Below are 23,764 nucleotides of genomic sequence, written 5' to 3'. Positions count from 1 at the left end.
ACGTGCGCGACTCAGTCGCCTTCGCGTCGCTCCCGCGTGGCGAGCAGCCGCCGCAGCGAATACAGCCGCGCCGGATCGGCGTGGCCCTCGGCCACCCACGCGTCCAGCGCGCACTCCGGCTCGTCGTGGCTGCAGGCCCGCGGGCAGTTCTCCGTACCGGGGACGAGATCGGGGAAGGCCAGGATCACCCGGGACGGGTCGACATGGTGGAGACCGAAGGAACGCACGCCCGGGGTGTCGATCACCCAGCCGCCCTCCTTGTCGTTGAGCGGCAGGGCGAGCGCCGAGGTGGTGGTGTGCCGGCCGCGCCCGGTGACCGCGTTGACATGGCCCGTGCTCCGCCGCCTGTCCTCCGGGACCAGGGCGTTGACCAGGGTCGTCTTGCCGACGCCGGAGTGCCCGACGAACGCGGTCGTGCGCCCCTTGAGGTGCTCGTGGACCCGCTCGGCCGCGACGCCGTCCACGAACTCGTCGCGCGTCGTCACCACGTGCGGCACACCGAGCGCGCCGTACATCTCCAGGAGTTCGTCCGGCTTCGCCAGGTCCGACTTGGTCAGCACCAGTAGCGGGGTCAGGCCGCCGTCGTACGCGGCGACCAGACAGCGGTCGATCAGCCGGGGGCGGGGCTCGGGGTCGGCCAGCGCGGTGACGATCGCCAGCTGGTCCGCGTTGGCGACGACCACGCGCTCGAACGGGTCGTCGTCGTCGGCCGTGCGGCGCAGCACCGAGCTGCGTTCACCGATCCGTACGATCCGGGCCAGCGTGTCCTTCTCGCCGGACAGATCGCCCACGATCGAGACCCGGTCGCCGACGACCGCGGCCTTGCGGCCCAGCTCGCGCGCCTTCATCGCCAGGACGATCCGGTCGTCGACGAGGCAGGTGAGCCGGCCCCGGTCCACGGTGAGGACCATGCCCTCGACCGCGTCCTCGTGCTTGGGACGGATGTTGGTACGGGGACGGTTGCCCTTGCGGTTGGGCCGCTGGCGGATGTCGTCCTCGTCGGTGTGCTTCCCGTAGCGCCGCATGGATCAGACTCCGAGCATTTCGGTCCACATCCTGGGGAAGTCGGGCAAGGTCTTGGCCGTTGTCGCCACGTTCTCGATCTCCACTCCCTCGACCGCGAGGCCGATGATCGCGCCCGCCGTCGCCATCCGGTGGTCGTGGTACGTGTGGAAGACCCCGCCGTGCAGCGGGCGCGGGCGGATGTGCAGCCCGTCCTCGGTCTCCGTGACGTCGCCGCCGAGCTCGTTGATCTCCTTGGTGAGCGCGGCGAGCCGGTCCGTCTCGTGCAGCCGCAGATGGGCGACACCGCGCAGCGTGGACGGGGAGTCGGCGAGCGCCGCGACCGCCGCGATGCCGGGCGTCAGCTCGCCGACCTCGCTCAGGTCCACGTCGATGCCGTGGATCCGGCCGGTACCGGTGAAGGTGAGACCGGCCTCGGTCAGCTCGCAGGAGCCACCCATCACGGTGAAGATCTCCCGCAGCGCGTCACCGGGCTGGGTGGTTCGCTCCGGCCAGTCGGGGACGGTCACCCGGCCACCGGTGACCAGGGCCGCGGCCAGGAACGGCTGGGCGTTCGACAGGTCCGGCTCGACCGTCAGGTCCCGGCCGAGCAGCGCGGAGGGGGAGACGCGCCAGACGTTCGGCTCGCCGCCGGTCTCCGGCTCGTCGACCTGGGCGCCGACCCCGCGGAGCATGTCGACGGTCATCCGGATGTGCGGCAGGGAGGGGAGCTTCGCGCCCACATGACGTACCTCCACCCCCTGGTTGAAGCGGGGCGCGGAGAGCAGCAGGGCGCTGACGAACTGGGACGACGAGGAGGCGTCGATCTCCACCGGGCCGCCGTCGAGCGCCCCGGCGCCGTGCACGGTCATCGGCAGCGCGCCGCGCCCGTCGTCGTCGATCCGGGCACCGAGGACCCGCAGCGCGTCGATCACGCCGTGCAGTGGACGCTCGTGGGACCTGGCGTCGCCGTCGAAGCGCACCGGGCCGTCGGCGAGGGCCGCGACCGGCGGCAGGAAGCGCATGACTGTGCCGGCGTTGCCGACGTCCACGGTCGCGGGGCCGCGCAGCCCGGCCGGGATGATCCGCCACGCCTCGCCCGTACCGTCCGGGCCGACGCCCTCCTCGATCTTCACGCCCAGCGTGCGCAGGGCCTCGGCCATCAGGAGCGTGTCGCGGGAGCGCAGCGGGCGGCGCAGCCAGCCCGGCTCCGCGGCGAGCGCGGCGAGGACCAGGCCGCGGTTGGTGACCGACTTCGACCCGGGCACGGTGACGGTCGCGTCGACGGCACCGCTGGCATAGGGCGCGGGCCAGGGGTCGGTGTGCGGATCGGCGTGCGAGGAGGTTTCGGTCATGCCCTCACTTTAGTGGGGCACGCGGCGGCTACAGCCCGAGCAGCCAGCGGCCTCCGCCGATCAGGGAGCAGATCGACACCGCGTGGAAGAAGAAGAGCCAGAGCGCCGGGTGGACGTGGGTGAGCCGGGCGAGCTGGTCGGCATCCGAGTCAGGCGCCCCGCCGTGTCGCCGCTTGCTCTGGAGCTCGAAGACCGGGCGCACCCCGCCGACGAGCAGGAACCAGACGACGGCGTACGCGAACACCGCCTGCACCTCCGGGCCGGTGAGCCAGGAGATCAGCAGGAACACGGCGCCCGTGAGGAGGACGGCGAAGATCCCGTACGCGTTCCTGACCATCACCAGCATGGCGAGGAGCAGCGCGGTCGCGAGCCACAGCAGGAGCGTGATCCGGTGGTCGGCGAGCAGCCAGGCCCCGCCGAGGCCGAGCAGCGGGGCGGCGGTGTAGCCGGCGGCGGCGGTGAGGATCATGCCGATGCCGGTGGGGCGCCCGCGCGAGACGGTCAGCCCGCTGGTGTCCGAGTGGACCCGGATGGACTGCAGGCGGCGGCCGGTGACGAGGGCGATCAGGCCGTGGCCGCCTTCGTGGGCGATGGTGATGGCGTTGCGGGACAGCCGCCATATCGCGCGGGGGACGGTGACGAGGAGGGCGGCCAAGGCCGTCGCGATCACGAGCCACTCGTCGGGGCTTGGCTGCGTGCCGAGGACTTCGGTCATGTTGTGGACTGTCTCCTCGGGTCGGTCGTGGATCGTGGCAGTGTGGCACGTATGTGCGGACGGTTTGCAGCGAGTCGGCGGCCCGAGGACCTGGTGGGTGTCTTCGAGGTCGAGAAGTGGGAGCCCGAGGAGACCCTGGCTCCGGACTGGAACGTGGCCCCCACGAAGGAGGTCCACGTCGTTCTGGAGCGCCCTCTGAAAGACGCGGATTCGCGGCGGCCGGTTCGCCAGCTGAGGACGTTGAAGTGGGGACTGGTGCCGTCCTGGTCCAAGAACCCCGAGGGCGCGGCCCGGATGATCAACGCGCGGGCGGAGACGCTCGCCGAGAAGCCGTCCTTCAAGAAGGCCTTCGCCGCGCGGCGGTGCATCCTGCCGGCGGACGGCTACTACGAGTGGGTCACGGGGGAGGGAGAGCGGGAGCTCGAGGTCGAGGGGAAGAAGAAGCGGACGCGGAAGCAGCCGTACTTCGTGACCCCGGCGGACGGCTCGGTCTTCGCGATGGCGGGACTGTACGAGTTCTGGCGCGACCGGACCCTCCCGGACGACCACCCGTCGGCCTGGTGGGTGACGTGCTCGGTCATCACGACCGACGCGGAGAAGGGCCCGCTGGGCGTGGCCCCGGCGGAGGGCCCGGGCTCGCTCGCGGAGATCCACCCCCGGATGCCGCTGATGCTGACCCCGGACCGCTGGGACGCGTGGCTGGACCCGCGCCGCACGGACGTGGACGAGCTGGAGGGGTTGCTGGCGGCGCCGCCGAAAGGGTTGATGCGGGCGTATCCGGTGGCGACGGCGGTCAGCAATGTGCGCAACAACGGGCCGGAGCTGCTGACGGAGCTGGAGGGCCCGGAGATCGGAACGCTGTTCTGACGAGGCTCCGTCTCGGCCGGTGGGCAGCGATGCCGGGCCTCGGTTCGGAGCCGACCGCAGCAGCTGCGTGCCGCGGCTGCGCCCGGCGCGCGGCGGCTTCGGGACGGGAGGGGAGAGCGGCACCATGGGGCGCATGAGTCGTATCGAGAACGTGGCGACCGACGCCGGGACCGCCCGGATCAGCTGGTTTCCCGGAAAGAAGCCGTGGGCGGTTCTCGCCCTCTCCCACGGGGCCGGGGGTGGCATCGAGGCGCGGGACCTTCAGGCGCTCGCCGGGGCGCTGCCCGCGGAGGGGGTGACCGTCGCGCTCGTGGAGCAGCCGTGGCGGGTCGCCGGGAAGAAGGTCGCGCCCGCGCCGAAGACCCTGGACGTCGGCTGGCGCGGGATCTGGCCCGCCCTCGCCGAGCCCGGGCTTCCGGTGATCGCCGGGGGCCGCAGCGCCGGCGCCCGGGTCGCCTGCAGGACCGGCGAGGAGCTCGGCGCCGCCGCCGTCCTCGCGCTGAGCTTCCCGCTGCACCCGCCCGGCAAGCCGGAGAAGTCCCGGGCCGACGAGCTGCTCGGCACCGGCCTGCCCACCCTCGTCGTGCAGGGCGGCAACGACTCCTTCGGGAAGCCGGCGGAATTCCCCGAAGGGGCGTACGCGCTCGTCGAGGTGCCGTACGGCGACCACGGCTTCGCCGTCGCCAAGCGCGCCCCCGTGACCCCGGACGAGACCCTCGGTCTCATCGTCCGGGAGGTGTCCTCGTGGGTCGCGTCACTCCGTCCCTGAGGCCGGGAATGTTGAGCATGCGACCACGGTTGTGACCCATGTCGGTGTGAGAGCAAGGAAGAGGGAGTCCGTCGCATGGGTTCGACCATCTGCCCTGAGCGTGTGCAGGCCGCTGACCTCGACTGGACAGTGCTGCCCGCTCCCAAGAGCGCCCCTATTCGGGCGGCGGGCGGAGCGGTTCCTCGTCTATCCTCCGAAACGAGCGGGTCCGCCTTCGGATTCGCCGCAGCGTTGGAGGAGGTGGGTCCGGTCACTGGGACCGACACAGGGACCGACGACGGCCCCGAGGAGACGACCGCGGAGCGCAACGCGCGCTTCGAGCGGGACGCCCTCGGCTACCTCGACCAGATGTACTCCGCCGCGCTGCGCATGACGCGCAACCCCGCCGACGCCGAGGACCTGGTGCAGGAGACGTACGCGAAGGCGTACGGCTCGTTCCACCAGTTCCGCGAGGGTACGAATCTGAAGGCCTGGCTGTACCGCATCCTCACCAACACCTTCATCAACTCGTACCGCAAGAAGCAGCGCGAGCCCCAGCGCAGCGCCGCCGAGGAGATCGAGGACTGGCAGCTCGCCCGCGCCGAGTCGCACATGTCGACCGGTCTGCGGTCCGCCGAGTCGCAGGCCCTCGACCACCTGCCGGACTCGGACGTCAAGGAAGCGCTGCAGGCGATCCCCGAGGAATTCCGCATCGCCGTCTATCTCGCGGATGTAGAGGGCTTTGCGTACAAGGAGATCGCGGACATCATGGGGACACCCATCGGTACGGTGATGTCCCGACTGCACCGGGGCCGCCGCCAGTTGCGCGGCATGCTCGAGGACTACGCCCGCGATCGCGGGCTCGTGCCCGCGGGCGCCGGAGAGTCGTCGAACGATCTGAAAGGCTCGGGCTCATGAGCTGCGGAGAGCCGCACGAGACGGACTGCTCAGAGGTCCTGGATCATCTCTACGAGTTCCTCGACAGAGAGATGCCCGACAGTGACTGCACCAAGTTCGAGGTGCACTTCGAGGAGTGCTCCCCGTGCCTGGAGAAGTACGGCCTGGAGCAGGCGGTGAAGAAGCTCGTCAAGCGCTGCTGCGGCAGTGACGACGTCCCCACCGACCTGCGGGCCAAGGTGATGGGCCGCATCGACCTGATCCGTTCGGGCGAGCTGGTGCCCGAGCAGGACATCACGGCGACCGCCCCCGCCCAGGAGTAACCCCATCCGTCGATGAAGGGCCGCCGCGACGCGATCGCGGCGGCCCTCACGCATACATCAGCTTGTATCACCCGATGGTGCGAATCGGCCGAGGGCCGCCCGCGCACCGTGCCCAACTCGCTAGCGTGACAGCCGTGATGGGCGTGAAGGCGATTCCCCGAGCGGCACGTGTGTACATCGGCTGCGCCCTTCTCGTCGCCGCCGGGTGCGCGCTCCCGGCGCTGCGCCCCGGCGCGCAGACCGCCTGGGGCGCCGTCGCGCTCCTCGCCGTCCTGTACGCGCTGTGCGAGCTCCCCGCGCGCTGCCGGATCCTCGAACGGCTGCTCGGCGGCTCGGTGCCCATGGGCGCCGGTTCCTTCTTCCCCGTCCTGCTCGCCGCCGCCCTCCTCCTCCCGCCCTCCGCCGCCGCCCTCACCGCGCTGCCCGGGGCCCTGCTCGCCCGCGTGGAGCAGCGGCCTTCGGGGGTGCGCAGGGTCTGGCGGACCGCCCAGCTCCTGATCTCCGTCTCGGCCGCCGCGCTGGTCGCCGGGGCCCTGGGCAGCCGCGAGGCCCTCGGCAAGGGGCCGGACGCCCCCGACTTCCCGTACGCCCTGCTCCCGGCGGCCGCGTCCGCGCTCACCTTCTGTCTGGTCCTGACGGCCCTCGACGGCGGGGTACGGATCGCCGCCGAGCGGATCCCGCCGCGCACCGCCTGGCGCGGGCACCTCGGCCGGACGCTCGCCCCGCACGCCGTGCACGGCCTCGCCGGGCTGATGATGGCGGTGCTCTGGCGGAGCACGTACGGGCCCGTCGCCGCGCTCTTCGTCCTGCTGCCGATGTACATCTCCTGCTGGGTCTTCGCCCAGTACCACCGGGAACGCGCCGCGCACCAGGCGACCATCCGCGCGCTCGTGCAGGCCGTCGACATCAAGGACCGGTACACGCGCGGGCACAGCGAACGCGTCGGCCGGGCCTCGGTGCTGATCGCCCATGAGCTCGGCATGGCGGAGGAACGCCTGGAGATCCTCCGCTTCGCGGGGATCCTGCACGACGTGGGCAAGCTCGGCGTACCGACCCGGATCCTGCGGAAGGACGGACCGCTGACGCCCGAGGAGCGCCGGATCATCGAGCTGCACCCTGAGTACGGACACGAGATGGTCCGGGGCATCGGCTTCCTCGGGGAGGCGCGGGCGGCGATCCTGCACCACCACGAGAGGATGGACGGCAGCGGATACCCGTACGGGCTCAGCGGGGAGCAGATCCCCGAGTTCGCCCGGGTGGTGGCGGTCGCCGACGCCTTCGACGCGATGACCTCGACCCGCTCCTACAGCCGGGGCCGGCCCGTCGCGGTGGCGGTGGCGGAGCTGGAGCGGTGCGCGGGCACGCACTTCGACCCCCGGATGGTCTCGGCGCTCGTCCGGGCGCTCGACCGCCACGGCTGGCAGACGGCGGTGACGGCGGACGAGCCCTGCGCCCCGGGTACGCCGCCCGCAGCCCCAGCGCCCACGGCAGGTGCGCCCGCAGCGGGCGCTCCCACCTCCGACGCGCGGCCGGCCGGAACCGTCCCACCCGCGCGTGAGGCACCCCCGGCCACCCCCACCACCCCCGCCCCCGTCGGCCCGACCGGCCCCCGTAGGCGCCCATGAGGCCCGGGGCCCCGATCGTCGGGGTCGTCCACGGGGCCGCCCTCGCGCTGACCGTCGCCGGGTTCGGGGCCACGCTGTGGAACGGGGTCACCGAACCCGGGAACGCGCTCGCCTTCGGCGTGCTCATCGCGCTCGGCGAGCTCGCCCGCTGGGGCGCCCTGCCGGGGGACCGGGAGCCCGCGCCGCTCGCCGCCGCCGGGGCCCTCGCGTACGCCCTGCTCGGCGAGCAGGCGGGGAGCGCGACCACCCACGGCGTCCTGCAGATCGTCGCCGTCGTCGTCGCCGGCGGGCTCGCCGGGATCGTCCCGCACATCGCCCGCGGCGAGGGACCCCACCTCGACCACCAGGCCCGCCGCATCCTCACCGTCGGCTTCGCCGCCCTCTGTTTCCAGCCGCTCTACAACTCCGGCGAGATCGCCGAGCGCCTCGGCAAGGGCCCCGCGTACGCCTTCTTCCTCCTGCTCCTCCTGGTCCTCACCGCCCTCTGCGACGCCGTCCTCGCCGCCCTGATGCTCCGCGCCCGCACCGGCTACCCCTACGGCCCCCTCCTCCGCGAGGAGCTGCGGGCCCTGCTCGGCATCGGCTCCGCCGTCTGCGCCACCGGCACCGTCATGGCCCTCGGCGTGGCCGCGGCCGGGCTCTGGGCCCTGCCCGTCTTCTGCGTGCCGCTGCTCCTCACCCAGGTCTCCTTCCGGCGGTACGCGGCCGTGCGCACCACCAACCGGCAGACGATCGCCTCGCTCGCCCGCGCCACCGAGATCGCCGGCTGCACCCCACCGGGGCACGCCCGCCGCGTCGCCGCGCTCAGCGGCGCCGTCGGCCGTGAGCTCGGTCTCTCCGGGCCCGAGCTGACCGTCCTGGAGTACGCCGCCCTCATGCACGACATCGGGCAGCTCTCCCTCGTCGACCCCGTCCCCGAAGGCGCCACCGCCCTGCTCCCGGCCGAGGAACAGCGTCGGATCGCGCTCCTGGGCGGGGCCGTCGTCCGCCAGACCGGCGTCCCCGCCGCCGTGGCCGTCGTCGTGGAACGGCAGGCCGACCCGTACCGCGACCAACCGCTCCCCGCCCGGATCGTCCGTACCGTCAACGCCTACGACGACCTCGCCGGCGCCGGTGCCGGCGGGTCGCTGACCGCCCTCGAACGGCTCCGTCTCGCCACCGCCCGCGACCACCACCCGGAGGTGGTGGAATCCCTCGCCCGCGTCCTCGCGAGAGGCGGTGTGACCGGGGGCGTCACCCCTGCTCCTCCTGGGTAACCCATGGGTAATGAGCGCGCGTCCAACCGGGCATGGTTGGATGCGAACAAGAGGGTGAAGCGACCGGCAGGCGGGAATCGTGAGGATCTTCGGGAAGGTACGGCATCGGCCCTCCGCCTCGTGGCGGCAGGCCACCGACCGCGCGTTCACGCTGATCGGCGACGGCCGGTACGAGGACGCGGGCGCGCTGCTGACGCGCGCGGCGGACCTGGAGCCCTGGCTCTCGGAGTCCTGGTTCAACCTGGCGCTGCTGCACAAGTTCCGGCACGACTGGGAGCAGGCCAGGGCCGCCGGGCTGCGCGCCGTCGCGCTGCTCGACAAGGAGACCGGCGCTCCCGACTGGTGGAACGTCGGCATCGCCGCCACCGCGCTCCAGGACTGGCCACTGGCCCGCCGCGCCTGGCAGGCGTACGGGCTCAAGGTGCCCGGGGCCTCCGCCGGTACCGGTGAGCCCGCCGGGATGGAGCTCGGCAGCGCCGCCGTCCGGCTCTCGCCCGAGGGCGAGGCCGAGGTCGTGTGGGGCCGCAGGCTCGACCCCGCGCGGATCGAGGTGCTCTCCATCCCGCTGCCGTCCTCCGGCCGCCGCTGGGGCGAGGTCGTCCTGCACGACGGCGTGCCCAACGGCGAGCGCACGACCACGGCGGGCCCGTCCTACCCCGTCTTCGACGAGATCGAGCTGTGGGCCCCCTCGCCGGTCCCCACCTGGGTGGTCCTCCTGGAGGCCGCCACCGAGGCCGACCGCGACGCCCTGGAGCAGCTCGCCGCCGACGCCGGATTCGCCGCCGAGGACTGGTCCTCCTCGGTCCGGCTGCTCTGCCGCGCCTGCTCCGAGTCGACCATGCCCAGCGCCGAGGGCGAGGGCGAGCACCTCGACCCGCACGACCACAGCGAGCCGGGCCACCCCGGGCCGCTCGGCCACCGCTCGCCCGGCGAGCTCTGGGTCCCCGAACGGGAGTGCGGGATCGCCGCGCCCGTGGGCCTGGTCCGCGGGCTGCTCGACGGCTGGGTGGCGGACAGCCCGGACAGCCGGGAGTGGCGCGATCTCGAAGAGGTCTGCTGATCCTTCTGCTGATTCCGCCCAGATCCTGCCCTTAGGCTGTACGGGACCATCGACTGGGGTTCTGAGGAAGGCGTGCGGCGGAATGGCGCAGCAGGAGACTGACGGGCAGATCAACGACGGTTTCGTCGTGGACACGGAGGACTGCGAGGCGCGTGAGCTCGCGTACCGCGAGCGGGGTACGGCGCGCCCGATCACCGTCGTCGGCAATCCGGTGCTGCACCGGGAGTGCAAGGACGTCACCGAGTTCGACGACAAGCTCGCCGCGCTGATCGACGACATGTTCGCCAGCCAGAAGGCCGCCGAGGGCGTGGGCCTGGCCGCGAACCAGATCGGTGTCGACCTCAAGGTCTTCGTCTACGACTGCCCCGACGACGAGGGCGTCCGCCACACCGGCGTCGTCGTCAACCCGGTGCTCCAGGAGCTGCCGGCCGACCGGCGCGCCCTGGACGAGTCCAACGAGGGCTGCCTCTCGGTCCCCACCGCGTACGCCTCGCTGGCCCGCCCGGACTTCGCCGAGGTGCACGGCCAGGACGCCCAGGGCAACGCGATCAAGGTCCGGGGCACCGGCTACTTCGCGCGCTGCCTCCAGCACGAGACGGACCACCTGTACGGCTTCCTGTACATCGACAAGCTCTCCAAGCGGGACCGCAAGGACGCCCTGCGCCAGATGGAAGAGGGCACCCCGCGCTACGAGACCGTCCCGAACGACTGATCCCGTACCCGGCGACGTACGCGTCCCCGAGCATGACGAAGGGCCCCCTCCCCCGGAGCGGGGCCCTTCGCCCGTCTGTACCTGGAACGAGTGGACCTGGAAGACCCAGAAGTCCTGGAAGGCCTAGAAGTCCTCGTCCAGGTCGACCGAGCCCTCGACCGCCACCTGGTAGGCGGACGGACGGCGCTCGAAGAAGTTCGTCAGCTCCTGGACGCCCTGGAGCTCCATGAACCCGAACGGGTTCTCGGAGCCGTAGACCGGGGCGAAGCCGAGACGGACCAGACGCTGGTCGGCGACGCACTGGAGGTACTCGCGCATCGACTCGGTGTTCATGCCCGGCAGTCCGTCGCCGCACAGGTCACGGCCGAACTGCAGCTCGGCCTCCACGGCCTCCTTGAGCATGTCGACGACTTGCTCCTTGAGGGCGTCGTCGAAGAGCTCCGGCTCCTCCTTGCGGACGGTGTCCACGACCTCGAAGGCGAAGTTCATGTGCATCGTCTCGTCGCGGAACACCCAGTTGGTGCCGGTCGCGAGACCGTGCAGCAGACCGCGGGACCGGAACCAGTACACGTAGGCGAAGGCGCCGTAGAAGAACAGGCCCTCGATGCACGCGGCGAAGCAGATCAGGTTCAGCAGGAAGCGGCGGCGGTCGGCCTGGGTCTCCAGGCGGTCGATCTTCTCGACCGAGTCCATCCACTTGAAGCAGAACTGCGCCTTCTCGCGGATGGAGGGGATGTTCTCCACCGCGTCGAACGCGGCGGCGCGGTCCTCCGGGTCGGGCAGGTAGGTGTCGAGCAGCGTCAGATAGAACTGGACGTGCACGGCCTCCTCGAACAGCTGGCGCGAGAGGTACAGCCGCGCCTCGGGGGAGTTGATGTGCTTGTACAGCGTCAGCACGAGGTTGTTCGCCACGATCGAGTCGCCGGTCGCGAAGAACGCGACGAGGCGGCCGATCATGTGCTGCTCACCCGGCGTCAGCTTGGCGAGGTCGGCGACGTCCGAGTGGAGGTCGACCTCCTCGACCGTCCAGGTGTTCTTGATCGCGTCCCGGTAGCGCTCGTAGAAGTCCGGGTAGCGCATGGGGCGGAGAGTCAGCTCGAAGCCCGGGTCAAGCAGGTTCTTCTGATCGTTGGAGCTCATTACTGGCAGGCCTCGCAGGACTCGGGGTTCTCAAGGGAGCAGGCGACGGCGTCGGGGTCGGCGACCTGCTGGACGGGGATGGTGGCGGCGGTGGGCGCGGCGGCCTGGGCCGCGCGGGCGATCCGCGTCGCCGGGCGGGAGCGCAGGTAGTACGTCGTCTTCAGGCCCTGCTTCCAGGCGTACGCGTACATCGACGACAGCTTGCCGATGGTCGGCGTCTCCAGGAACAGGTTCAGCGACTGCGACTGGTCCAGGAACGGGGTGCGGGCGGCCGCCATGTCGATCAGACCGCGCTGCGGGATCTCCCACGCCGTGCGGTACAGCTCGCGCACCTCGGCCGGGACCCAGGTGAAGCCGGCCACCGAGCCGTTGGACTCGCGCAGCGCCTCACGGGTCTGCGCGTCCCACACGCCGAGCCGCTTGAGCTCCTGCACCAGGTACGAGTTGACCTGGAGGAACTCGCCCGACAGCGTCTCGCGCTTGAACAGGTTGGAGACCTGCGGCTCGATGCACTCGTACACGCCCGCGATCGAGGCGATCGTCGCCGTCGGCGCGATGGCGAGCAGCAGGCTGTTGCGCATGCCGACGGTCGCGATCCGCTCGCGCAGCGCGGCCCAGCGCTCGGGCCAGTTGAGCTCGACGTCGTAGTGGTCGGGGTGCAGGACACCGCGCGCGGCGCGGGTCTTGTCCCAGGCCGGCACCGGGCCGTTGCGCTCGGCGAGGTCGGCGGAGGCCTCGTACGCGGCGAGCATGATCCGCTCGGCGATACGGGTGGACAGCGCGCGCGCCTCGGCCGAGTCGAACGGCAGCTTCAGCTGGAAGAAGACGTCCTGGAGGCCCATCGCGCCCAGGCCCACCGGGCGCCAGCGGGCGTTGGAGCGGCCGGCCTGCTCGGTCGGGTAGAAGTTGATGTCCACGACCCGGTCGAGGAACGTGACGGCCGTACGGACGGTCGCGTCGAGCCGCTCCCAGTCGATGTCCGAACCGACGACGAACGCGCCGAGGTTGACCGAACCCAGGTTGCAGACCGCGGTCTCGCCGTCGTCCGTGACCTCCAGGATCTCCGTGCAGAGGTTGGAGGAGTGGACCGTGTGGCCCGGCTCGGCGGTCTGGTTGGCCGTACGGTTCGAGGCGTCCTTGAAGGTCATCCAGCCGTTGCCGGTCTGGGCCAGGGTCCGCATCATCCGGCCGTACAGGTCGCGGGCCGGCATGGTCTTGCGGGCCAGGCCCTTCGCCTCGGCGGCGCGGTACGCGGCGTCGAACTCCTCGCCCCACAGGTCGACGAGCTCGGGCACGTCCGCCGGGGAGAACAGCGACCACTCGGCGTCCGCGTTGACCCGGCGCATGAACTCGTCCGGGATCCAGTGCGCCAGGTTCAGGTTGTGCGTACGCCGGGCGTCCTCACCGGTGTTGTCGCGCAGCTCCAGGAACTCCTCGATGTCCGCGTGCCAGGTCTCCAGGTAGACCGCGGCCGCGCCCTTGCGCCGCCCGCCCTGGTTCACGGCCGCCACCGAGGCGTCCAGCGTCTTCAGGAACGGCACGATGCCGTTGGAGTGCCCGTTGGTGCCGCGGATCAGCGAACCGCGGGCGCGGATGCGGGAGTACGAGAGGCCGATGCCGCCCGCGTGCTTCGAGAGGCGCGCGACCTGGTGGTACCGGTCGTAGATGGAGTCCAGCTCGTCCTGCGGGGAGTCCAGGAGGTAGCAGGAGGACATCTGCGGGTGACGGGTGCCGGAGTTGAAGAGCGTGGGGGAGGAGGGCAGGTAGTCCAGCCGGCTCATCAGCCCGTACAGCGCGGCGACCTCGTCGAGGGCGCGGACGCTGTCGTCCTCGGCGAGACCCGCGGCGACGCGCAGCATGAAGTGCTGCGGGGTCTCGATCACCTTGCGGGTGATCGGGTGGCGCAGGAGGTAGCGCGAGTACAGGGTGCGCAGACCGAAGTAGCCGAAGCGGTCGTCCGCTTCGCCGTCGATGAGCGCGTCGAGACGCTCGGCGTGCAGCTTGACGAAGTCGGCGGTGCGGTCGGCGATCAGGCCCTCGTGGTGGCCCACGGCGACCGACGCGGAGAAGCAGACCGAGCCCTGCGAGGCCGCCTCGTCCGCGATCGTGATCGTGAGCAGCCGGGCCGCGAGCCGGGAGTAGGCCGGGTCCTCGGCGATCAGACCCGCGGCCGCCTCGGTGGCCAGCTCGCGCAGCTCCGCCTCGTCCGAACCGGCGTTGCGGCCGCGCAGCGCGGCGGCGGCGACCTTGCCGGGGTCGGTGTCGGTGAGGTCGGCGGTGAGGTCGGTCAGGGTCCGCAGAAGCACGGTCCCGGGTCCGTCGCTCTCGATCGCTGCGGCCGGATCGGCGGGCGCGATGGTCACGTGGGGCTCTCCCTCGCTCGGCTCGGGGCCGGCGCGGGGGAGGCGGGCGGCGGCTCCCCGAAGGCAGGGGGCAGCCGCGCCACGGCCCACTCCGCGAGGCCCGGACGTCTGTGGCACCCGGAACGGAAGAACCGGGCGCGCTGTCGGCAGGTCTTCGGACTGACCGGACGGACGAAGCCGTCAAAAGCACACCGTTGCGGGACAGTTCCGGATTCGCACCGGATTCCCCTGCGACGACAGCGAGGATGAGCATACATGTGGGGGGCGCCGCTCGTGGCACCCCCCACATGTTGTGTCGCGTCGCGTCATAGCTCCAGGGCGTAGGTGAGCAGCGGCTCTATGTCCGGTATCGGCGACCAGTCCCGTTCCGGGGTCCGTACGAATCCCATCCGCTCGTACACGCGGTGGGCGGCGGCCATCTGGGGGTCCGTCGACAGCACGATCCGGGCACAGCCGGGCAGCGCCCGGGCCCGCTCCACGCATGCCCGGACCAGTGCCTCGCCGATGCCCCGGCCGCGTGCGCCGGGAGCGACCACCAGCATCCGGAACTCGGCCTCGTCGGCCCGCGCCACGTCCGCCCAACGCGTGCCGCCCGGCACGAAGGTGATGCCGCCGACGATCCGGCCCGCGCCGTCGTCGGCGACGAGCACCTCGGCCTCCGCGGCCCGACCGGCGACGTCCGCGAGGACCGGCAGATAGGGGTCCTCCGCGCCGAAGAAGAGCAGGCCGTCGCCCAGGTAGGTCCCCGCCGTCAGTTCGCCGAGCGTCTCGTACTCCTCGGGCCGTACCGCCCTGATCGTGATGTCCATGGCCCGCAGTCTGCCCGAGGGGCACGGCGAAGGGCCCGGGGATTTCCGCTCGGAAACCCCGGGCCCTCGTGTGGTGCGGTGGTGCGCTACGGCGTCAGTGTGAGCTCGCGCCGAGCTTCGGCATCTCGGACTGGACGCCCGGGTCGCCCGCGTCCGCCGTGTAGTCCGACGGCGAGGTCTCGTCGACGCCCTCCGGCGCCTTGAGGGCCTTCAGGACGAAGGTCAGGACGACGGTGACGACGACGTTGATCACGAAGGCGGTGAGACCGATGTAGCCGATCTCGCCGATGCCCGGGATCTCGGCGGACGAGCCGCCGAAGTGCTTCTGGGTCGGGCTGGCCACGCCGTACGCCGCCGCCGTGCCGTAGACCATGCCGACGGCCCAGCCGGCGAGCAGCGCCCAGCGGTGGAACCAGCGGGTGAACAGACCGCCGACGAGCGCCGGGAGGGTCTGCAGGATCCAGATGCCGCCGAGCAGCTGGAAGTTGATCGCGACGGTCTTGTCCATGGTGAGGACGAAGGCCAGCGCGCCGACCTTGACCAGCAGCGACACCAGCTTGGACACCTTGGTCTCCTGCTCCGGCGTGGCGTCCGGCTTCAGGAAGTCCTTGTAGATGTTGCGGGTGAAGAGGTTGGCCGCGGCGATCGACATGATCGCGGCCGGTACGAGCGCGCCGATGCCGATGGCGGCAAAGGCCACGCCCGCGAACCAGTCCGGGAACATGTTCTCGAACAGCTGCGGGATCGCCAGCTGACCGTTGGAGACCTTGACCCCGGCGGCGATCGCCATGAAGCCGAGCAGCGCGAGCAGACCCAGCATCAGCGAGTACAGCGGCAGGATCGTGGTGTTGCGGCGGATCACGTCACGGCTGCGCGAGGAGAGCGTCGCCGTGATCGAGTGCGGGTACATGAAGAGCGCGAGCGCCGAGCCGAGCGCGAGCGTCGCGTAGCCCCACTGGCCCATCTCGCCCGGGACCAGCGCGCCGCGCGGCTTGTCGGTCGCCGGGTTGATCGTCGCGTACGCCTCGCCGGCCTTGGCGAAGATCTCGTCGAAGCCGCCCAGCTTGATCGGGATGTAGATGATCGCCACCGCGATGACGATGTAGATCAGGGTGTCCTTGACGAAGGCGATGAGCGCCGGGGCGCGCAGACCCGAGGAGTAGGTGTACGCGGCGAGGACACCGAAGGCGATGAGCAGCGGCAGGTCCTTGATGAACCAGTGCGTGTTCTCGCCGCCGCCGACGCCCATCACGTCCAGGACGGCCTGGATGCCGACCAACTGGAGCGCGATGTACGGCATGGTCGCGAGGATGCCGGTGACGGCGACCGCGAGCGACAGGCCCTTGGAGCCGAAGCGGCCGCGGACGAAGTCCGAGGTGGTGACGTACCCGTGCTTGTGCGACACCGACCAGAGGCGGGGCAGGAAGGTGAAGATCAGCGGGTAGACCAGGATCGTGTACGGCACGGCGAAGAAGCCGGCCGCGCCCGCCGCGTAGATCGCCGCCGGGACGGCGACGAAGGTGTACGCGGTGTAGAGGTCGCCGCCGAGCAGGAACCAGGTGACCCAGGTGCCGAACGAGCGGCCGCCGAGGCCCCACTCGTCGAGGCTGTTCTCGTTCTCGGCCCTGCGCCAGCGCGAGGCGAGGAAGCCCATGACCGTGACGGCCAGGAAGAAGAATATGAAGACGGCGAGTGCGACGCCGTTCACTCCGTCGTTCATCGCGACGCACCTGCCTTCCGGGCGCGCTGGTCACGCTGCCAGAGCTTGTACGCGACCATCGTCAGCGCGGTCGAGATGACGACCCACGCCATCTGGTACCAGTAGAAGAACGGGATGCCGATGAACGTCGGCTCGACCTTCGCGTACGAACTCACCCAGAGCATCGCCACGAACGGGGCGAACAGGCAGAGCGCCACGACGACCCGTAGGGGCGTGACGGTTGGTTGTTTCCCCTGTGTCTCTTCCGACATACGGCGGACCGTCCCCTCGCTGATCACCTGTTGTAATGCGCAGGAAATCTAGGGGACGGTTTCGCGGTATGGAACCCCTGTCCGGATAGCGGACGGTGGGTGTGAGGTCTTTTGTCAGCCGTTGGGGCGCTTGAGTCGTGCAACGAACTTGTATCGGTCGCCGCGGTACACCGAGCGCACCCACTCGACCGGCTCGCCCTGGGCGTCCAGCGAGTGGCGGGAGAGCATCAGCATCGGCAGGCCCACGTCCGTACCGAGCAGGCCCGCCTCGCGCGGCGTGGCGAGCGAGGTCTCGATGGTCTCCTCGGCCTCGGCGAGGTGCACGTCGTACACCTCGGCGAGGGCGGTGTAGAGCGAGGTGTACTTCACCAGCGAACGGCGCAGCGCGGGGAAGCGCTTGGCCGAGAGGTGCGTGGTCTCGATCGCCATCGGCTCGCCGCTCGCGAGCCGCAGCCGCTCGATGCGCAGCACGCGCCCGCCGGGGGAGATGTCGAGCAGCCCGGCGAGGGTGTCGTCGGCCGTCACGTACCCGATGTCGAGCAACTGCGAGGTGGGCTCCAGGCCCTGGGCGCGCATGTCCTCGGTGTACGAGGTGAGCTGCAGCGCCTGCGAGACCTTGGGCTTGGCGACGAACGTGCCCTTGCCCTGGATCCGCTCCAGCCGGCCCTCGACGACCAGCTCCTGGAGGGCCTGGCGCACGGTGGTGCGCGAGGTGTCGAACTCGGCGGCCAGGGTGCGCTCGGGCGGGACGGGGGTGCCGGGCGGCAGGGTCTCCGTCATGTCGAGCAAGTGCCGCTTCAGTCGGTAGTACTTCGGCACGCGCGCGGTGCGGGTGGCGACCCCGCCCTCTTTCTCCGTGCTGCCCGCGTCCGTGGCCATGGCCTGCCTTCCCGACTCCTGTGCTGCTGCCGTCACCGGCTCCTCCGTCTGTCGCGGCTCACATGGTGGCACGGACCGGTCACGGGTCGTCGCCCTCCCTCAGGTGTCGGTCCGATAACGGACGCGACTGCCCTTCTTATACACCCTTGACACCCCTAAAGGTCTAGGCCAAGCTCCGGGTACTGGTCTAAACCATTAAAGACCAGGTCCCAGCCCCACGAGCACTACTCGACGTATGTCTTCGCGCGGTGGGGGGGTTGCAGGCATCCCTGAGGAGGGTGGCGTGAAGCGCAAGCTCATCGCGGCGATCGGCGTCGCGGGCATCATGGTCGGCGTCGCGGCATGTGGCGGTACCGACAAGAGCGGGGACAACGCCGGCGGAGACGCCAAGGAGCTGACCGTCTGGCTGACGGTCGACGCCCAGAACAACTGGCCCGAGCTGGTCAAGGCCGCCGACGACGCGGTGACGAAGAAGCACCCCGGCATCAAGATCAACCACGAGTACTACGGCTGGCCGGACAAGAACACCAAGCTCGACGCGGTGCTCGCCACGGACAAGGCCCCGGACGTTGTCGAAATGGGCAACTCCGAGATGATCAGCTACATGGCCAAGGGTGCCTTCGCCGAGGTCGACGCCTCGAAGTTCGAGAACTCGGACAAGTGGCTCGACGCCCTCAAGGACTCGGTCACCTACAACGGCAAGACCTACGGCGTCCCCTACTACGCCGGTGGCCGCGTGGGCACCTGGCGCAAGGACATCGCCGCCGAGGCGGGCGTCAAGGCCGCCCCGAAGACCTGGGCCGAGCTGACCGCCGCTCTCGACGCCATCCAGAAGAAGAAGGGCGACAAGTTCAGCGCCTGGTACCAGCCGTCGCCCGACTGGTACGCCGCGATGTCCTTCGTCTTCGACGCCGGCGGCTCCATCGCCAAGCAGGAGGGCGAGACCTGGAAGGCGAGCCTCTCCTCGCCCGAGTCCCTCAAGGGCCTCAACGAGTACAAGAACATCGTCGACAAGTACATGCACGGCGACAAGACCAAGGACGAGTCCGACCGCCCGGTCGTCTTCGGCCAGGGCAACGCCGCCACGATGTTCGCCGCCGGCTGGGAGGGCGCCACCGCGGCCGACCCGAAGAGCGACAAGGTCGGCGGGCTGAAGGACAAGCTCGAGAACTTCGTCATGCCCGGCCCGTCCGGCAAGAACCTCCCCGTCTTCCTCGGCGGCTCGGACCTGGCCATCCCGGTCAAGTCCAAGGCGCAGGGCGTCGCGGCCGAGTGGATCGCCGCCTTCACCGGCGCCGAGGGCCAGAAGGGCCTCGTCGCCAAGGGCAACCTGCCCAACAACAAGGCGGACCTCGCCCCCCTGAAGGCCGACCCGGCCACCACCGTCGCGGCCACCGCCGCCGAGTCCAGCTGGTTCGTGCCGACCGCCCCGGGCTGGGGCCAGGTCGAGAAGGCCCAGATCCTCAAGACGATGCTCATCGAGATCGCCAACGGCAAGAAGTCGGTCGACGCCGCCGCGAAGGACGCGGACGCCGCGATCGACAAGGTCATCAACACCAAGTGACCTATGGGCAGGGCCCCGTCGCGACGACGGGGCCCTGCTTCCCGTACCACGAGAGGGATCGCTGAGGAGCACGGGATGAGTGCCGCAGACACAACCACCGCGAAGGTGCCGCCGGTGCGGCAATCGCCACCATCCGGCTCCGGAGCCGGTACCCCGAAGCCCGGGAAGAAGCCGACCGCGGGCGGGGGTGGGATCCCCTGGCTGCTGCTCGCGCCCTGCCTGCTCATCCTGCTCCTGGTGCTCGGCTATCCGCTCGTGCGCCTGGTCACCCTCTCCTTCCAGGTCTTCGGACAGCCCCAGCTCTGGGGCTTCCAGGAGGCGGAGTGGGCCGGCCTCGACAACTTCACCAAGATCCTCGGTGACGGCGAGTTCTGGGCCGTCGTCCTGCGCACCGTGATCTTCGCCGGCGGCGCCGTGGTCCTCACCATGGTCCTCGGCATGCTGATAGCCCTGCTGCTCCAGCGGGTCTCCGGCTGGGTCAAGATGCTCATCAACATCGCGCTCGTGGCGAGTTGGGGCATGCCCCTCATCGTCGCCACCGCCATCTTCAAGTGGCTCTTCGACGCCGACTACGGCGTCCTCAACTGGCTGCTCAGCAAGATCCCGGGCGTCGACATGATCGGCCACAACTGGTTCGCCAGCGGCCCGCAGGGCCTCGCCGTCATCATGCTGCTCGTCGTCTGGGGCGCCGTGCCCTTCGTCGTCATCACCCTGAGCGCCGGTCTGACCCAGGTGCCCAAGGAGCTGGAGGAGGCCGCCCGCCTCGACGGCGCCGGAGCCTGGGGCGTCTTCCGCTTCGTCACCCTGCCGATCCTGAAGCCGATCATCGTCATGCTGACGACCCTCTCGGTCATCTGGGACATGGGCGTCTTCCCGCAGGTCTACGTGATGCGCAACGGCCACCCCGAGGCGGAGTTCCAGCTGCTCACCACGTACTCGTTCGACAAGGCGTTCGTCGTCAACGACTACGGCACCGGCTCCGCGATCGCGCTCGTCACCGTCGTCCTGCTGCTCGGCGTGGTCGCCGTGTACATGCGGCAGATGCTCAAGATCGGAGAAGTGGAGTGACCACGGACACCGCTGCTCCCGCCGTCGCGAAGGCACCCGCCGCCCCGCGCCCCGTCACCCGCCGCCGCAAGACCAAGCTCGGCTGGAACCTGCTCGGGCTCCTCGTCTTCGTCACGATCGGCTTCCCGGTCTACTGGATGGTCAACACGGCCTTCAAGCCGGCCAAGGACGCCATCGACCCGAACCCGCACTTCTTCCCCTCGGTCTTCACGCTGGAGAACTTCAAGCGTGCCCTGGAGATCGCGGACTTCTGGGGACCGGTCACCCGAAGCCTCATCGTCTCGTCCGTGGTCGTCGTCATCGGCATCATCGTCGGCATGCTGGCGGCGCTCGCGATCTCGCGCTTCGCCTTCCGGGGCCGCAAGATCGTCATCGTCGGCATCCTCGCCGTCCAGATGGTCCCGCTCGTCGCGATGATCATCCCGGTCTTCCTGATGCTCAACGACCTGGGCCAGTACGACAAGATCAGCGGCCTGATCATCACCTACCTGACCTTCATCCTCCCCTTCACGGTGTGGACGCTGCGCGGATTCATCGTCAACATCCCGAAGGAGCTGGAGGAGGCCGCCCAGGTCGACGGCTGCACCCGCACGGGCGCGTTCATCCGGGTCGTCTTCCCGCTGCTCGCCCCCGGCATGGTCGCCACCTCCGTCTACGGCTTCATCCAGGCGTGGAACGAGTACCTGTACGCGCTGATGCTGATGAGCCAGCAGAACCAGACGGCCACCGTCTGGCTCGGCAACTTCATCACGAAGAACGGCACCGAGTACGCCCCGATGATGGCGGGCTCCACCATGATGGCCGTCCCCATCGTGATCCTCTTCCTCCTCGTCCAGCGCAAGATGGCCGCGGGCCTGACGGCCGGCGCGGTGAAGGGATAACGCCGCCTCATGACCACACTCGTAAGCGCATCGGACACCCTGACCCGTGACGCGCTCACGGTCCTGCAGCCCGGGTTCGTCGGCACCACCGCGCCCGACTGGCTGCTCCGCAGGATCGGTGAGGGCCTCTCCTCCGTCGGCCTCTTCGGCCGGAACATCGCCTCTCCCGGGCAGCTCGCCGCGCTCACCGCCCAGCTGCGGGCCGAGCGGGACGACGTCCTCGTCGCCATCGACGAGGAGGGCGGAGACGTCACCCGCCTGGAGGTCCGGAGCGGCTCCTCCTTCCCCGGCAACTACGCCCTCGGCGCGGTCGACGACGTCGACCTCACCCGGGCCGTCGCCGAGGAGCTCGGCCGTCGGCTCGCCGCCTGCGGGGTCGACCTCAACTGGGCGCCGTCCGCCGACGTGAACTCCAACGTCGACAACCCGGTCATCGGCGTCCGGTCCTTCGGCTCCGGCACCGACCTGGTCTCCCGGCACACCGTGGCGTACATCGAGGGCCTGCAGGCCGTCGGTGTCGCCGCCTGCACCAAGCACTTCCCCGGACACGGCGACACCAACGTGGACTCGCACCACGCGATGCCCCGCATCGATGTGGACCTCGCCACACTGCACGCCCGTGAGCTGGCACCTTTCCGCGCCGCGATCGCCGCGGGTACCAAAGCCGTCATGAGCGCGCATATCCTTCTCTCCGCGCTCGACCCCGAGCGCCCGGCGACCCTGAGCCCGCAGATCCTGACCGGTCTGCTCCGCCAGGAGCTGGGCTTCGAGGGGCTGATCGTCACCGATGGCATGGAGATGCAGGCCATCGCGTCGACGTACGGCATCGAGCGCGGATCCGTCCTCGCGATCGCCGCGGGCGCCGACGCCATCTGCGTCGGCGGCGGGCTGGCCGACGAGGACACCGTACTGCGGCTGCGCGACGCGCTGGTCGAAGCGGTACGGACCGGTGAACTGCCCGAGGAGCGGCTGGCCGACGCCGCGGCGCGTGTACGCGCCCTGGCGGCCTGGACCCAGGCGCACCGGGCCAGGGGGGCTGGATCGGGGCCGGGCGCGGCAGTGCAGGAGGGGACCGCGCCCGGCACCGAGATCGGACTCGTCGCCGCCCGCCGGGCCGTCGCCGTCACGCCGGGGGAGCTGCCGTACACGCCGCTGACCAGCGCCCCCTACGTCGCCGCCTTCACCCCGGTCGCCAACATCGCCGTGGGTGACGAGACGCCCTGGGGTGTCGCGGCCGAGCTGGAGCGGCTGCTGCCCGGCACCGAGACCGGCGCGTTCGACGATCCTTCGGTGGACGCCGTGCTCGCCGCCGCGAAGGAGCGGCGGATCGTCGCGGTCGTCAGGGACGCCCACCGGCACCCGTGGATGACCGAGGCTCTGGACGCCCTGCTCGCGGCCCGCCCGGACACCGTCGTGGTGGAGATGGGCCTGAACCAGGCCCCGCCCCGCGGCGCCCTGCACATCGCCACGCACGGCGCGGCCCGGGTCTGCGGCCGCGCGGCGGCGGAGACCATCGTCGGCATCTGAGGCGGGATCCGAGAGCGGTACGGGAAAGGGCCCGGCACCTGAACCAGGTGCCGGGCCCTCTTGCGTACCGACAGGTCCTAGATGCCCTGCCAGGCGGGCTTGTTGGCGAAGGTGTGGCGGAAGTAGTCCGCGAGCTTCAGCTTGGACGCGGCGGCCTCGTCCACGACGACCGTGGCGTGCGGGTGCAGCTGCAGCGCCGAGGCCGGCACGATCGCGGCGACCGGGCCCTCGACGGTCTGGGCCACGGCGTCGGCCTTGCCCTCGCCCGTCGCCAGGAGCACCAGGTGCCGGGCCTCCAGGATGGTGCCGATGCCCTGGGTGATGACGTGGTGCGGCACCTGCTCGATGTCGTTGTCGAAGAAGCGCGCGTTGTCGACGCGGGTCTGCTCGGTGAGCGTCTTGATCCGCGTCCGGGAGGCGAGCGAGGAGCACGGCTCGTTGAAGCCGATGTGCCCGTCGGTCCCGATGCCGAGGATCTGCAGGTCGACACCGCCGGCCTCGCGCAGGGCCAGGTCGTACGCCTCGCAGGCCGCCTGGACGTCCTCGGCCGAGCCGTCGGGGCCGAGGAACGCGTCCTGCGAGAGCCCGAGCGGCTCGACGACCTGACGCAGCACGGTGGAGCGGTAGGACTCCGGGTGCCCGGTGGGCAGCCCGACGTACTCGTCCAGCTGAGCGATCCGGGCGCGCGAGGCGTCCACGGAACCGGCCTTGACCTGGGCGATCAGGGCCTCGTAGATGGGCAGCGGAGTAGAGCCGGTGGCAACGCCGAGCAGCGCGTCGGGCTTGCGGCGCAGGAGGCCGGCGATGCCGTCCGCGATGAGCTCTCCGCCTGCCGTGGCGTCCGGGACGATGACAACTTCCACGCTGTGCCTGCCGATCTGGTGAGGGGCTGGTGAGGGGCCTGGTGGTATAGACCAATCAAAGTTCAATCTAGCAGAGCGGAGGCCGTCCGCTCAGGCCCTTCCGACCGGTGGACGGCGCCATCCCCATGGTCGAACGGGA

Annotated in this window: 22 protein-coding genes and 1 riboswitch; of the genes, 12 read left to right on the top strand and 10 right to left on the bottom strand. The window is 70.7% G+C overall.

Annotated elements, in window-relative coordinates:
- Positions 1–11: 11 nt before the first annotated feature.
- The 3 genes from rsgA to ACGFYP_RS25845 are packed head-to-tail and all read right to left on the bottom strand — an operon-like array spanning position 12 to position 3,072.
- Positions 12–1,025, bottom strand: coding sequence for a ribosome small subunit-dependent GTPase A (rsgA, locus tag ACGFYP_RS25855; RefSeq protein WP_393498029.1), 1,014 nt, complete (start codon positions 1,023–1,025; stop codon positions 12–14).
- Between the two features lie 3 nt (positions 1,026–1,028).
- Positions 1,029–2,357 carry a 3-phosphoshikimate 1-carboxyvinyltransferase gene (gene aroA / locus ACGFYP_RS25850; protein WP_393498026.1) on the bottom strand — a complete coding sequence of 443 codons (1,329 nt, stop codon included), beginning with the start codon at positions 2,355–2,357 and terminating at the stop codon, positions 1,029–1,031.
- A 28-nt stretch (positions 2,358–2,385) separates the two neighbouring features.
- The gene (locus tag ACGFYP_RS25845; protein WP_393498023.1) at positions 2,386–3,072 is read right to left on the bottom strand and encodes a M50 family metallopeptidase; all 687 of its coding nucleotides are present in this window, start codon (positions 3,070–3,072) and stop codon (positions 2,386–2,388) included.
- A gap of 51 nt (positions 3,073–3,123) precedes the next feature.
- Between ACGFYP_RS25845 and ACGFYP_RS25840 the strand changes: the two genes are divergently transcribed.
- From ACGFYP_RS25840 to def, 8 genes are all read left to right on the top strand, one after another.
- Positions 3,124–3,939, top strand: coding sequence for an SOS response-associated peptidase (locus ACGFYP_RS25840; RefSeq protein WP_393498020.1), 816 nt, complete (start codon positions 3,124–3,126; stop codon positions 3,937–3,939).
- A 124-nt stretch (positions 3,940–4,063) separates the two neighbouring features.
- Positions 4,064–4,708 carry an alpha/beta family hydrolase gene (locus tag ACGFYP_RS25835; protein WP_393498017.1) on the top strand — a complete coding sequence of 215 codons (645 nt, stop codon included), beginning with the start codon at positions 4,064–4,066 and terminating at the stop codon, positions 4,706–4,708.
- A 240-nt stretch (positions 4,709–4,948) separates the two neighbouring features.
- Positions 4,949–5,605 carry a sigma-70 family RNA polymerase sigma factor gene (locus tag ACGFYP_RS25830; protein ID WP_352186978.1) on the top strand — a complete coding sequence of 219 codons (657 nt, stop codon included), beginning with the start codon at positions 4,949–4,951 and terminating at the stop codon, positions 5,603–5,605.
- Positions 5,602–5,907 carry a mycothiol system anti-sigma-R factor gene (gene rsrA / locus ACGFYP_RS25825; RefSeq protein WP_361964117.1) on the top strand — a complete coding sequence of 102 codons (306 nt, stop codon included), beginning with the start codon at positions 5,602–5,604 and terminating at the stop codon, positions 5,905–5,907. The genes ACGFYP_RS25830 and rsrA overlap by 4 nt, the downstream gene beginning before the upstream one ends.
- Positions 5,908–6,050: 143 nt before the next feature.
- Positions 6,051–7,532 (top strand): HD-GYP domain-containing protein, encoded by a 1,482-nt coding sequence (locus ACGFYP_RS25820; RefSeq protein WP_393498402.1) that lies wholly within the window; start codon positions 6,051–6,053, stop codon positions 7,530–7,532.
- Positions 7,529–8,788, top strand: a complete 1,260-nt coding sequence (locus tag ACGFYP_RS25815; RefSeq protein WP_393498012.1) for an HD-GYP domain-containing protein — start codon at positions 7,529–7,531, stop codon at positions 8,786–8,788. Before ACGFYP_RS25820 ends, ACGFYP_RS25815 begins: the two co-directional genes overlap by 4 nt.
- Positions 8,789–8,867: 79 nt before the next feature.
- Entirely contained in the window at positions 8,868–9,848 is a 981-nt protein-coding gene (locus ACGFYP_RS25810; protein ID WP_215065589.1) for a hypothetical protein, read from the top strand.
- An 82-nt stretch (positions 9,849–9,930) separates the two neighbouring features.
- Positions 9,931–10,560 (top strand): peptide deformylase, encoded by a 630-nt coding sequence (gene def / locus ACGFYP_RS25805; protein WP_361964113.1) that lies wholly within the window; start codon positions 9,931–9,933, stop codon positions 10,558–10,560.
- Between the two features lie 123 nt (positions 10,561–10,683).
- Here the strand turns inward: def and ACGFYP_RS25800 are convergent, their stop codons facing one another.
- The 6 genes from ACGFYP_RS25800 to ACGFYP_RS25775 form a co-directional block, all read right to left on the bottom strand.
- Entirely contained in the window at positions 10,684–11,700 is a 1,017-nt protein-coding gene (locus ACGFYP_RS25800; protein ID WP_393498006.1) for a ribonucleotide-diphosphate reductase subunit beta, read from the bottom strand.
- Complete coding sequence (locus ACGFYP_RS25795) at positions 11,700–14,063, bottom strand: ribonucleoside-diphosphate reductase subunit alpha (protein WP_393498003.1); 2,364 nt, start codon at positions 14,061–14,063, stop codon at positions 11,700–11,702. The genes ACGFYP_RS25800 and ACGFYP_RS25795 overlap by 1 nt, the downstream gene beginning before the upstream one ends.
- Before the next feature lie 149 nt (positions 14,064–14,212).
- A riboswitch (cobalamin riboswitch) is annotated at positions 14,213–14,291 on the bottom strand.
- Between the two features lie 77 nt (positions 14,292–14,368).
- Positions 14,369–14,872 carry a GNAT family N-acetyltransferase gene (locus ACGFYP_RS25790; RefSeq protein ID WP_393498000.1) on the bottom strand — a complete coding sequence of 168 codons (504 nt, stop codon included), beginning with the start codon at positions 14,870–14,872 and terminating at the stop codon, positions 14,369–14,371.
- A 94-nt stretch (positions 14,873–14,966) separates the two neighbouring features.
- Positions 14,967–16,592: a monocarboxylate uptake permease MctP gene (gene mctP / locus ACGFYP_RS25785; protein ID WP_393497996.1), complete on the bottom strand. Its 1,626-nt coding sequence runs from the start codon at positions 16,590–16,592 to the stop codon at positions 14,967–14,969.
- Positions 16,589–16,843: a DUF3311 domain-containing protein gene (locus tag ACGFYP_RS25780; RefSeq protein ID WP_393497993.1), complete on the bottom strand. Its 255-nt coding sequence runs from the start codon at positions 16,841–16,843 to the stop codon at positions 16,589–16,591. Before ACGFYP_RS25780 ends, mctP begins: the two co-directional genes overlap by 4 nt.
- Positions 16,844–16,957: 114 nt before the next feature.
- Positions 16,958–17,722 carry a GntR family transcriptional regulator gene (locus ACGFYP_RS25775; RefSeq protein WP_361767517.1) on the bottom strand — a complete coding sequence of 255 codons (765 nt, stop codon included), beginning with the start codon at positions 17,720–17,722 and terminating at the stop codon, positions 16,958–16,960.
- Positions 17,723–18,005: 283 nt separating this feature from the next.
- Between ACGFYP_RS25775 and ACGFYP_RS25770 the strand changes: the two genes are divergently transcribed.
- From ACGFYP_RS25770 to ACGFYP_RS25755, 4 genes are all read left to right on the top strand, one after another.
- Positions 18,006–19,286 carry an extracellular solute-binding protein gene (locus ACGFYP_RS25770; protein WP_393497990.1) on the top strand — a complete coding sequence of 427 codons (1,281 nt, stop codon included), beginning with the start codon at positions 18,006–18,008 and terminating at the stop codon, positions 19,284–19,286.
- Positions 19,287–19,361: 75 nt separating this feature from the next.
- Positions 19,362–20,354, top strand: a complete 993-nt coding sequence (locus ACGFYP_RS25765; protein WP_361964099.1) for a sugar ABC transporter permease — start codon at positions 19,362–19,364, stop codon at positions 20,352–20,354.
- Positions 20,351–21,235: a carbohydrate ABC transporter permease gene (locus ACGFYP_RS25760; RefSeq protein WP_393497985.1), complete on the top strand. Its 885-nt coding sequence runs from the start codon at positions 20,351–20,353 to the stop codon at positions 21,233–21,235. The genes ACGFYP_RS25765 and ACGFYP_RS25760 overlap by 4 nt, the downstream gene beginning before the upstream one ends.
- Positions 21,236–21,244: 9 nt before the next feature.
- Positions 21,245–22,762, top strand: coding sequence for a glycoside hydrolase family 3 protein (locus ACGFYP_RS25755; protein ID WP_393497982.1), 1,518 nt, complete (start codon positions 21,245–21,247; stop codon positions 22,760–22,762).
- Positions 22,763–22,839: 77 nt separating this feature from the next.
- Here the strand turns inward: ACGFYP_RS25755 and nagB are convergent, their stop codons facing one another.
- The gene (nagB, locus tag ACGFYP_RS25750) at positions 22,840–23,625 is read right to left on the bottom strand and encodes a glucosamine-6-phosphate deaminase (RefSeq protein ID WP_361964095.1); all 786 of its coding nucleotides are present in this window, start codon (positions 23,623–23,625) and stop codon (positions 22,840–22,842) included.
- Positions 23,626–23,764: the final 139 nt, after the last annotated feature.

Origin of the sequence: Streptomyces sp. NPDC048370 (assembly GCF_043200825.1) — a bacterium.
Taxonomy (GTDB): domain Bacteria; phylum Actinomycetota; class Actinomycetes; order Streptomycetales; family Streptomycetaceae; genus Streptomyces.
The sequence above is the reverse complement of the archived record's forward strand: the minus strand, read 5'-3'. Positions and strand labels throughout refer to the sequence as shown.